At 65.9% G+C, this 10,714-nt stretch carries 9 protein-coding genes; 7 read left to right on the forward strand and 2 right to left on the reverse strand.

Features of this window, described 5'->3' with window-relative positions; genetic code table 11:
• The 4 genes from ACR9ZH_RS17890 to ACR9ZH_RS17905 all read left to right on the forward strand — a co-directional run.
• A partial coding sequence (locus ACR9ZH_RS17890) for a dermonecrotic toxin domain-containing protein (protein ID WP_481292116.1) occupies positions 1–3,256 on the forward strand: 3,256 nt, incomplete at its 5' end.
• A 48-nt stretch (positions 3,257–3,304) separates the two neighbouring features.
• Entirely contained in the window at positions 3,305–3,970 is a 666-nt protein-coding gene (locus tag ACR9ZH_RS17895; protein WP_481292117.1) for a response regulator, read from the forward strand.
• Complete coding sequence (locus ACR9ZH_RS17900; protein ID WP_481292118.1) at positions 3,967–5,358, forward strand: sensor histidine kinase; 1,392 nt, start codon at positions 3,967–3,969, stop codon at positions 5,356–5,358. Before ACR9ZH_RS17895 ends, ACR9ZH_RS17900 begins: the two co-directional genes overlap by 4 nt.
• 80 nt (positions 5,359–5,438) lie before the next feature.
• Positions 5,439–5,960: a Dps family protein gene (locus ACR9ZH_RS17905; RefSeq protein ID WP_481292119.1), complete on the forward strand. Its 522-nt coding sequence runs from the start codon at positions 5,439–5,441 to the stop codon at positions 5,958–5,960.
• 196 nt (positions 5,961–6,156) lie between these two features.
• Here ACR9ZH_RS17905 and ACR9ZH_RS17910 read toward each other — a convergent pair whose 3' ends face one another.
• Positions 6,157–8,037: a M61 family metallopeptidase gene (locus ACR9ZH_RS17910; protein ID WP_481292120.1), complete on the reverse strand. Its 1,881-nt coding sequence runs from the start codon at positions 8,035–8,037 to the stop codon at positions 6,157–6,159.
• Between the two features lie 146 nt (positions 8,038–8,183).
• On the opposite strand from ACR9ZH_RS17910, the gene ACR9ZH_RS17915 reads away from it, so the two are divergent.
• A complete protein-coding gene (locus tag ACR9ZH_RS17915) occupies positions 8,184–8,633 on the forward strand; it encodes a DUF4442 domain-containing protein (RefSeq protein WP_481292121.1) in 450 nt (149 codons plus the stop codon).
• A gap of 24 nt (positions 8,634–8,657) precedes the next feature.
• Here the strand turns inward: ACR9ZH_RS17915 and trxA are convergent, their stop codons facing one another.
• Complete coding sequence (gene trxA / locus ACR9ZH_RS17920) at positions 8,658–9,530, reverse strand: thioredoxin (RefSeq protein WP_481292122.1); 873 nt, start codon at positions 9,528–9,530, stop codon at positions 8,658–8,660.
• A gap of 154 nt (positions 9,531–9,684) precedes the next feature.
• Here trxA and ACR9ZH_RS17925 point away from each other — a divergent pair, with 154 nt between their 5' ends.
• Together ACR9ZH_RS17925 and ACR9ZH_RS17930 are read left to right on the forward strand one after the other, a co-directional pair.
• Positions 9,685–10,296 carry a paraquat-inducible protein A gene (locus tag ACR9ZH_RS17925; protein WP_481292123.1) on the forward strand — a complete coding sequence of 204 codons (612 nt, stop codon included), beginning with the start codon at positions 9,685–9,687 and terminating at the stop codon, positions 10,294–10,296.
• A partial coding sequence (locus ACR9ZH_RS17930; protein WP_481292124.1) for a paraquat-inducible protein A occupies positions 10,293–10,714 on the forward strand: 422 nt, incomplete at its 3' end. The genes ACR9ZH_RS17925 and ACR9ZH_RS17930, both read left to right, overlap by 4 nt.

Genomic DNA, 10,714 nt, shown 5'->3' on the forward strand with positions numbered 1-10,714 from the left:
AATGTACGTGCCCGGCGGCGATCCGGCCTTCGTGGTAGCGCCTAGCGAGGACGCGCTTCGTCAGTGGGTGCTGGCGCAGGCCAGGGATGCAGCGAAACGGGAAGCCCTGCTCGCGCATTTTTCCATCTACGACGGCCAGGATGGGACCTTCTATACGGGTGTGAGGCGGGGGCTGGAAAAGCTCGCTAGTGGCCAGTGGCAGGCAGACGGAGGCAGCGTCGACCACTTGAATGCTCTCATCGCCGGCGACGTGTTCGAGGACATGTGGACGCAGACGAAGTTGCGCTTGCGGGACGATGACAGGATGCAGGCAAGCACGGCCTGGGAAGCTTGGCGTACCGCGATCAATCGCGCGGTGACGATCATCGGTCCGCTCGGCATGCTTTATCCCATCGCGCTGGAGACGCAGGTTGCGACCCTCCTCGTCTCGGTCGACACGGGTATCGGACAGGGTATCGACGGCAGAACGGAAGCGGCACGCAAGGAGGGTCTGGAGCAGGCGGGAACGGCGCTGCTGACCAATATTCCGACAGGAGCGGCTTTCCATCGCCTGGGTGGCAAGCCGGTCGAGCCGGTGAAGTCAGCGGCTCCCCCGCGTCCCTTCTTCGTACCGCCCAAGCGGATCAACGGCCGGATCGGTTATCGCCTCAGCCCGGACTCGCCCATAAGGTGGGGGCCCGACCCGGCGAACAGGCTCTATCGCTTGCCGGACGGATCGCCCCGACTGTGGGTGGCGGCCGAAGAAGCGAGCCATGTGGTCGATCTGCCGGAGGGAGCCACGCTACGGACGGATGGGATATACGCCTTCGGCATGGCGCGCTATGTGAAATGGAACATTCCGTCGGGGCAGCGGGAAACCCCGGCCGGTACGGAGTACGGAATGCGCGTCATGCCCGTGCTTGCCGACGAGGTGCGGACTCCCGGCGAATTCCGCATCGCGCTGAAAAATGGCAACCCCGGTCCGCTTGTCGAGAGGCAGAGCAATGGTTACTGGCGTCTTGCTTCCAAGGACGCGAATACCCTGCCGGGCAGCGTCCTCGCCGACGTGGTCCCGCGGAACATCACCACGGACCCCCGCACCCTGAATCGCGCGGCCGAGATGTTGGGCAGACTGGGACAACCGGAATCATTCCTTTCCGCGCGGTCCGGGGAGATCAATGGCAGCAATTCGGCCCACCCGCTGATGACCATGTCCCTTGGCCAAGCTTTCCTCGATACGCTGCCCGGGCGGCTACGCGATCCGGCGTCCACCACGTGGAGTGCGTCGGAGGAGCGGCTGCTCGGCAAGCACCTGGCCGAGACGGCAGGCCACACGCTGGCTCTTTACGATCACAGCGGGGCTTTCGAATGGGCCGTCCGGTACGACGGCGCCGAGCTTGCCGCCGACCATATTGGTTTATGGGATCTCTCTGTATATCGCGTTGTGGGCGGCTTTCGGGTCGGCAAAGTTGGACAACACGTCCATGCATCGCTCCTCAAGGCCGTGGCCTCGGTCTATCCGGTGCGACTTGCTCCGGGCCGGCGGGTTTCGGCCGCCCTGCGCGAAGCCACGTTTCGGGAGAAACTGGCCAGCGATGTGGAAAACCAGATGCAGGCCCCGCGGTTGGAGCGCATGCACGAGCTATGGTTGAGACCGCTGCAGTTGCCGTGGCAGGAGATCAAGTCGCTCGAGGAGATCTCCCGGCTGCATTACGCCATCGAGCATGGCGAACCGCTGTCACCTGCGCAGAAGCAGGCGCTTTCGGACGCGGGCAGTGCCGTTCTCAAGGACGAACTGGCGCGCAATGCAGGCTACTCGCGTGCACTTGCCCAGGAGGCACTGGCAAGGATCATCGACGAGAGGAGCACATTGCTTCCTCCTGCACTCGATCATCTGCTGGTCAAGGATCCGTCCATCTTGAGCGGCGCACCGACGCGAGCCACAAACTACTGGATACGCGACGGACGCCATTACGTGCGGCTGCGGCACCTGGACGGCCGCACGCAGATCGTGGAAACCACGTTGCCCGACAGCACTTCCGCCGTTCAGATCCTGAAGCCCGGCAACGGTGCGGGCAGGGAGACAGGCCTCATCCTGGTCAGGGACAACGACGCGTGGGTGCCCGACCCGGAACTGCAGAGCGGCTTCGCTTCCGTGGATCCTCGCGGACACCGGACGGTGCTTTCCGCCATCGAGGAAAAGCTGCCGGCGGGCGTGCAATCCAATTTCCCGGCGGTCAATGGCATCGTAGACAGCATCCCCCCACCGCTTCGGCGCTTCTTCGGCACCAGGCTGACCGCGGTAACGGGGCAGGGTAACGACCCGGTCATGCTGATCATGAGGCATCCCGCCTGGCCTTTGCAGAAGGGATACATGACCCGCACGGACCTCCACGGGAATCCCGTTCCGCTCGCGCCACAGTTCCTGACTGCAGCTGAACTGGATGCCCCGGCCTCCGTCAACTCGCCTGGGCGAGTTCTTCCAGAGGGCCTATACGGCAGGCTGAGTCCCGTGGTGGATACGGAGCTATATGCCACCTTGCTGCAGGATTCCGTCAGTCATCCCGTCGCCGCCAATCGCGTGCGTGCACTGGTGACCGCGCGATGCTTGCGCGGCATGTTGCGCGAGGACGCGCACCTGGCGGTGGTCGCTGTCACGTCAGAGCATGCGGTTACGCTTCTCATGCCGGTGAATGCCGAAACACTCGGTTTCGTGACGCCAGGGGCGGGCAGTCGACTCGTGAGGCAGCTGCCGTCTGGCACAGTCGTCATCGATGACCTGCTCGAGGTCAGAACGCCCGTGGAGGATTACCCTGCACAGGTTCGGAGGGCGGCGGATTTCATGCAGAGAACGATGAGGCCAGGAGGACGGCGTCCGGTGCCGGATCTGCTGGGGACGGGCCGGCCGCCGACGGATTTCGCCGAGCACATGCTGTCCGAACCGCTCCAGGTCTACCTGCCGGATCTGGAGAACGATCCCATTTCCGAGCTTGGTTACGTGAAGTACATTCGCAGCCGCTTCGCCAATGGCACGGCCGTGCACCACGCGGGGCTGGACTGGTTGCAGACGCGGAGCGCGCGGCGCGAATACATGCAGTATTTCGCTCCCCCCTATGACGTGTTTCCGGACGGGATCCCGCCACTGCCCACGGACCCCGCCGCTGCAGATCTGCGCGAACTCGCCGGGATCGCGATGGAGGCCGCGCTGAGGCCGGTTGCCACTCCCGTGCGCCCGTCTTCGCTCCCGTCCGTCGCTCCAACGCTAAGGAGCCAATAAGGGCGGCGGGAGCATAATCGGGCTTCGGCAGACAGAGGGATCACCGCCTTGCACATCATCCTGGTCGAAGACGACGTCCAGCTCGGCGAGGCCATTCGCCGGGCCCTTGAGCGGCTGGCCTACACGATCAGCTGGTTTCGCAACGGCAACGAGGCCCTGCTGGCCCTGCGTGACCACGACGCGGACCTCGTCCTGCTCGACCTCGGCCTGCCTGGCAAGGACGGCATGGACGTACTGATAGAGGCGCGCCGCCTGCGCGTGACCACGCCCGTGATCGTGATGTCGGCGCGCGACGCGCTGGACTCGCGTATCGGCGTGCTGGATGCCGGTGCCGACGATTACCTGGTGAAGCCGTTCCATCTCGATGAACTCGCGGCGCGCATCCGTTCGCTGGCACGCCGGGTGCGCGGTGCGGCTGTGAACCGCCTGGAAGCCGGCGCGCTGAGCCTCGACCTGGGCACCTTCGAAGTCACCTGGCACGGCGAGCGGGTAGATCTGACCCGGCGCGAATTCGCGCTGCTGCAGGCACTGATGGAGCGTGCCGGCCGTATCGTTCGCCGCGAATCCCTGGAGACCTCGCTGTACGGTCCCGATACCGTCATGAGTACCAGCGCGCTGGAGGTGCTGGTGCATTCGCTTCGGCGCAAGCTCAGCCATGGCGCGATACAGACCGTACGCGGATTCGGCTACATGCTGCCGCGGGAGCCGCAATGACGGCCACCGCCAGCCTGCGTTCGCGGCTCCTGGCGCTGATTGTGTTGGTGTTGGTAGCCGTATTGCTACCGCTAGGCCTGCTGAGCATCAAGCACACCCTGGAAGAGGTGGACGAACTCTCCGACGGCCGTCTCGCCCAGGCCGCACGGACGCTGGAGGTGCTCGTCGGCCGGATCGGCGTGGACCAGTTGCGCGAGCAGCGTCAGGCGCGCCTGCTGGTGCCGAGCGTGTCCAACCATCCGCCGGAAATGACCGTACAGGGGCGCACTTTCGAGTCGGAAGTGGGCTTCCAGGTCTTCGATCGCGACGGGACGCTCCTGCTGGCAACCGAGAACCTCGCAGCGGTACCGAATACCCATGCGCCCGACGGCGCCTTCGAGAACATCCGCAGGGGCAAGTACAAGTGGCGCGTGTTCACCCTCATCCAGGAGGAAGACGGAATCACGATTCGCGCCGGCGAGCGTTACGACAGTCGCAACGAGATCACGCGCGCACTGTGGATCGAACACAGCCTGCCCATGCTGCTGGGCCTGCCGCTGATGGCCTTCCTCGTCGGGTGGGCCATCCGCCGGGGACTCAGGCCCCTCAACGAACTCGCCCAGGCGCTCTCCCGGCGCAAGCCGGGCAGCCGCGAACTGGTGCACCTGAACGCCGCGCCCGCCGAGTTGCAGCCGGTGCTCACCGCCCTGAACGAGCAGATCGGCCGCCTGGAGGAAGCCCTGGAGCGCGAGCGCCGCTTCAGCGCCGACGTCGCCCATGAACTGCGCACCCCCCTTGCGTCCACCATGATCAATCTGGAGAACGCCATGGCCTCTGCCCAGCCGGACGAGGCACAGGCCGCGCTGGAAGCCGCCCGGGAGTGCCTCGTGTCGCTGGCTCGCCGCACGGAGCAGTTGCTGGCCCTGGCGCGACTGGAGGCGGGCGTGGCCGCCGGGCCGCGCAGCCACGTGGACCTGGGCGCGCTGGCGCTGGACGTGGTCGAAGAACTGTCGCCCCTGATTGGCGCCGGCGGCGTCGAACTCGGCATCGATCTAGCGGATGGCATCATCCTCGACGGTTATGGGGTGGCTCTGGCCTCGCTGCTGCGCAACCTGCTCGAGAACGCCTTCCGCTACGTACCGCGGGGCGGCCACGTGGAGCTTTCCATCCGGCGGGAGGATGGCCAGGCGTTGATCGAGGTGGTGGACGACGGCCCGGGCATCCCGCCAGAGCGGCGCGAGGCCATGTTCACCCGTTTCCAGCGCGGCCTGGATACACAGGGAAGCGGCTATGGGCTGGGTCTTTCGATCGTGCGGCGCGCGGTCGAGCTGCACGGGGCCAGCATCCGCCTGCTGGACGGCGATGGCGGCTCGGGCCTGCGGGTCCTGGTCAGCCTGCCGCTGGCGTGATTCCCGAGCGTGTTTCGTCCAATCCCCCGTCACACGACTGGCGCATCCTCGGGAGCCTACCGTCCACGGAGCGAATCACGATGAAGAACCCCGAAGCCACCCGGACCGTGCGCAAGGCCGCATTGAAGACGCCTACCGGCCTGGGCGCCGATGCCACCCGCGACATTTCCGGCGCCCTGAACGCGCTGCTGGCGGATGCCTTCGCGCTGTACCTGAAGACGAAGAATTTCCACTGGCACATGTCCGGCCCCCACTTCCGGGACCTGCACCTCCTCCTTGACGAGCAGGGCACGGAGATTTTCGCCATCACCGACGACATCGCCGAGCGCGCGCGCAAGATCGGCGGCACCACGCTGCGCTCGATCGGGCACGTGTCGCGCCTGCAACGCCTTTCCGACAACGACGCCGAGTTCGTCACGCCGCAGGACATGATCGCTGAACTGCGTGACGACAACGAGCGCTTCGTGGGCTTCCTGCGCGAAGTGCACGGCGTGTGCGATGAATACGGCGACGTGGCGACGGCGAGCCTGATCGAAAACTGGATCGACCAGGCCGAACGCCGCGTGTGGTTCCTGTTCGAAACCGCACGCGAGTATCACTGATGCCGCGGTAAACCAATGTAGGAGCGCGCCTTGCGCGCGACAGCCTTTCGCGCCAGTCCTCAAACTGGTGCGCCAGTCCGTAGGAGCGCGCCTCGCGCGCGACAGCCTTTCGCGCCAGTCCTCAAGCTGGCGCGCCAGTTCGAAGGCACGGCCTCAAAAGATGTCGCGCGCATGGCGCGCTCCTACACTTCCGCGGTTATTTCTTCGGTGTGGCGATCGCGCCGATCAGGTCCTTGCCTTCACCCCGCACCAGATGCGGATACTTCAGGCCACCGTGGTAATCCACCTTTACGGTCGAGTACGCCTCGATGTCCTTGATGAGGAACTCGATCGGCGTGCTCGTCGACTTCGCCGCCGTCACCGCGTCCTTGAGCACCTGGGCCGAATAATCCTTGCCGTTCACGGCGACGATCGTCACGCCCGGCACGATACCGGCCTGCGCCGCCACGCCGTCCCATTGTGAATCGGTGACCTCGCCCTTGTCCGATACCTGGATGCCCAGCGAGTAGGCGAGGTTGACCGTCTTGCGCACCTTCTCCGCCGTCTTCGCGAACGGCGTCGGCTTGTCGTCGTACACCAGCTTCCAGCCGCCGCCTTCGATGCCGTGCTCGGGCAGCGTGTCGCCGGTGTAGTCGAGGCGCTGGCGAAGGAAACCGGCCCAGTCGAAGGGCTGGATGCCGTTCAGCGTGGAGACCACGTCCTCGAAGGTATAGGTCTTGGGCGTATAGCTGCCGTTGTCCATGCCGTAGAAGGCGCGCGCGAACTCGTCCAGCGTGTGCTTGCCGCCGGAGAGGTCGCGCATCTTCGTATCCACGTCGAGCCAGAGCAGCTGGCCTTCCGGGTAGTAGTCGGAACTGCGGCGCAGGTTGGTCCAGCCACGGCCCCGGCCCGACGACAGCGGGATGCCGTCCGCGGTGTCCTGCAGCGAACGCCATGAGCGACCGGTGCGGGAGGACATGTCTGCCGCGATGCCGGCGAGCGAGTCGCGCCACTGTTCCGTGGTCCAGATGCCGGAGCGCGCGGTGAGCACGCCCGCCCAGTAATCGGTGAGACCTTCGTACACCCAGAGCAGGTCGTCCTGCATCGGCTCGGTGAAGGTCGGCGTCCACAGGTCGGCGGGGCGGCGGAACTTGCCGTTCCAGGAGTGGATGTATTCGTGCGGGAGCAGGGTGCCCGAGGCCACGTTAACGTCCGCATCGGTGAGGAAGTTCGCGTAGAGCCGGTCGTCGCTCGACTGGTGATGTTCGAGGCCGAAGTGGCCGGTGTAGTCGGAAGTCACCAGCAGGAAATCGTAATGTCCGTAGTGGTGCGCGCCGAACAGCTTGTTGGCCTGCACCACGAGCGCGCGCTGCCTGGCGATCTGCTCGTCGGTGGCCTTCACCCCGGCCGCGGTATCGCCGGTGATGTCGAGATGTACCTGCGTGGCCTGGCCGGGAGCGAGGTCGATGCGATTGAAGTACTTGCCGGTCATCAGCGGCGAATCGACGAGGTTCTCGAAGCTCACCGGCTTGAAATGCACGTCGTCGCCCGACTGGGAGGCCGTCTCCAGCGCGGAGGCGTACTTCCAGCCGGCGGGCAGCTTGACCGTGGGCTCGATCGTGATCCGGCTGGTGTAATGGCCGGCCGGGTAGAAAGCCACCTCGTTGAAGGAGAGGGGAATGTAATTGGGTGTGGCGGGAGCGAGGTATTCGAAGGACAGGTCGAGTTTGTCGACGCCTGCAGGCACGTCCACGTGGAAGGCGTACATCTCCTTCAGGTCGCGGCGCCAGGGAATCTTCTTTCCGTTCGCGCTGACGACGAAGCCTGCCACGTTCGAAAGCGGACCGGACGGAGCATGCACGCCGGGGATCCACTTGGGGTAGTAAAGGATCGTGTGGCCGGAGCTGACCGGGATCGTCTCACGCACGTGGTAGAGGTGCTTCGACGCATCGGAAAGGTCGACGTGGAGCGTCAGGGTGCCGGGGTAGGGCTGGTCCGCGGCGACGGGAAGGTCGGCAGCCTTGGACGGGGATGCGGCGAGGGCCATCGCGGAGGCCACGGCGGCGGCGAGGGTGGCGCGGCGGAGCGGATGACGCATGGCTCTTGTCCCCTGGGCGGTTTGTCGACTTTCGATAGTCGGTGCCCGTTGACACCGGCGACCTGTGCCAGAGGTCATGGACCGCATGGTTGCGTTTGAAACGGGGGACTTCCGCACACGCTGGCCGCGTCGCTAGCATCCCGCTCATGAAAGCACGCACGATGCGCCGCGTCCTCAATGCCTGGCCGCCCTTCCTCTTCACCGGCATCCGCGTCGTCACTCTCGACGACTACCGCTATGCGAAGGTCCGCCTGAAGCTCACCTGGTACAACCGCAATTACGTACGAACCCACTTCGGCGGCAGCCTGTTCGCCATGACCGATCCGTTCTGGATGATCATGACGCTGAAGAGCCTGGGCAGCGATTACATCGTCTGGGACCAGGCGGGCGAGATCCGTTTCGTGTCGCCGGGGCGTGAAGACGTATACGCGGAATTCCGCATCGACGACGCCGTGCTCGACGAACTCCGCGCCGCCACGGCGAACGGGGAGAAGTGCCTGCGTTGGTTCGACACGGACATCCGCACCGCCTCGGGCGAACTGGTGGCTACGGTGCGCAAGCAGCTCTACGTGCGGCGCAAGAAGTCCAGGGCTTAAGCCCTCCGCAACCACCCCGGTGCCTCAGAACAGCAGCGACGCCATCTTCCGCCGGTAGCGGCCGACGAGCTCCGCGTCGTCGATGGTCGCGAAAGCCGCGAGCAGGCGCTTCTTCGCCTGGCCGTCCTGCCAGTCGCGCTGACGCTTCAGGATCTCCAGGAACTGGTCGAGGCCGGCGGCAGCGTCGCCCTCGATGACCAGGCGCACGCCAAGCAGGTCGCGGGCCTGCCAGTCGGTGTCGTCGGACTGCACGCGCGAGCGCAGCTCCTCCATCGACGGTGCGCCGCTGAGCGCACGGGCTAGCTCGAGCTGGCTGCGCAGGCGGACGGCGCGGGCATCGGTGGCGAGGTTGGCCGGCAGGGCGTCGAGCTCCGCCTGCGCGGGATCGACCTGGCCGGCACGCATCAGGGCGAGCGCGAGATCCAGCTTGAGTTCGGCGCGGTCCGGCTCGGCGGCGATGGCCTGCTGGATGCGGTTGATGGATTCCTCAGGCGTTTCGACCGCCGCGGCCGGCGCATCGGCACTCTTTGCGCCGGTCCGCGGCTGCAGGCCGTGCTTCGCGAGGAAGTCGCGGATCTGGCCCTCGGGCAGGGCGCCCGCGAAGCCGTCCACCACCTGGCCGCCGCTGATCAGGACCACGGTGGGAATGCTGCGCACGCCGAACATGGCAGCGAGCTGCTGCTCGGCGTCGACGTCGATCTTCGCGAGGCGGAATGCGCCGTTGTATTCGATGGCGAGCTTCTCGAGGATCGGGCCGAGCGACTTGCACGGGCCGCACCACTCGGCCCACAGGTCGACCAGGACCGGCGTGTCGAGCGAAGCGTTGATGACATCGTTCTCGAAGCCAGCCGTGGTCGCGTCGAAGACGTGTTCGCTAGGGGTCTGGGCGCTGCTCACGGAATGCTCCTGGGACGTAGGTGGATGCCCCGAAAATCGGGGAAGCGGCGGAGGATATCAAGGGCAGGGCCTCGTTTTGGCCCCGTCATGCGCCGTTTACGCGGATTTGCGATCATACGCGACGGGCCGTTGCGGCCACCGACCTCTGGAAGGCATGCACAACGTCCGGGACCTGATCGTCTGCGAACACTGCGACTCCGTCTACCGGAGGCGTGCCCTCGCGCGCGGCGACGTGGCCGATTGCGTGGTCTGCGGGGCCGTGCTGGAGCGCCATCAGTGGCTCGGCGTGGAGGCGCAGTTCGCCCTCGTCACGGCTGCCTTCATCGTCTTCGTCATTGCCAATGTCTCGCCGATCGTCACCCTTGGCCTGTCCGGCATGACCGCGGCCACCACGCTGTGGGGCGCCGTCATCGCCATGTGGAACGACGGCGCCCAGCTGGTGGCCGTCCTGAGCGCGCTGACCCTGTTCTTCTTTCCGCTCAGCCAGATCCTGATCTTCGGCTGGGTGCTGTGGTTCGCCCGCGACGGCCGGCGGGCGCCCTGGTTCGCGCAGGCCATGTCGGCGCTGGTCAGGGTGAAGCCGTGGAGCATGATCGAAGTGTTCATGCTCGGCACGCTCGTGGCGGTGGTGAAGGCGCATACGTATTTCGACGTGGTGCCGGGGCCGGGCATCTGGGCCTTCGGCTTCCTCACGCTCCTGATCACCGTGTTCTCCAGCCTCGACCCGCGGGAACTGTGGAACCTGACCCGCGAGGAGCAGGCATGAAGGCGCCGCCGCGGGCCAGGGACCTTGGCATCATGGGCTGCCATGTGTGCCGTCTGGTCACGGCATATACGGAGAATCCCCATGCCCACTGCCCGCGTTGCGGCAGCGCCCTGCACGCGCGCAAGCACGGCAGCATCGCGCGCGCATGGGCGCTCCTCCTGGCGGCGGCGATCTTCTACATCCCGGCGAACGTGTTCCCGATCATGCGCACGCAGAGCATCTCGTCGCGCGACGACAACACGATCCTCAGCGGCATCCTCGAACTGTGGCGGGCGGGGTCCCCGGGACTGGCCGTCATCGTCTTCACGGCAAGCATCATCGTGCCCGTGCTGAAGTTCATCATCATGGGCTACCTGCTGGTATCGGTGCAGCGTTCGAGCCGGTTCGTGGCCCGGCAGAGAGCGAAGCTCTACCGTTT

This window comes from Luteibacter sp. SVR4-7G (assembly GCF_056755555.1).

What these genes read in the sequence shown, in the direction of transcription:
- ACR9ZH_RS17900 (WP_481292118.1), top strand. Translation starts at nt 3,967, where the DNA reads ATGACGGCCACCGCCAGCCTGCGTTCGCGGCTCCTGGCGCTGATTGTG.
- ACR9ZH_RS17905 (WP_481292119.1), top strand. Translation starts at nt 5,439, where the DNA reads ATGAAGAACCCCGAAGCCACCCGGACCGTGCGCAAGGCCGCATTGAAG.
- ACR9ZH_RS17910 (WP_481292120.1), bottom strand. Translation starts at nt 8,037, where the DNA reads ATGCGTCATCCGCTCCGCCGCGCCACCCTCGCCGCCGCCGTGGCCTCC.
- ACR9ZH_RS17915 (WP_481292121.1), top strand. Translation starts at nt 8,184, where the DNA reads ATGAAAGCACGCACGATGCGCCGCGTCCTCAATGCCTGGCCGCCCTTC.
- ACR9ZH_RS17925 (WP_481292123.1), top strand. Translation starts at nt 9,685, where the DNA reads ATGCACAACGTCCGGGACCTGATCGTCTGCGAACACTGCGACTCCGTC.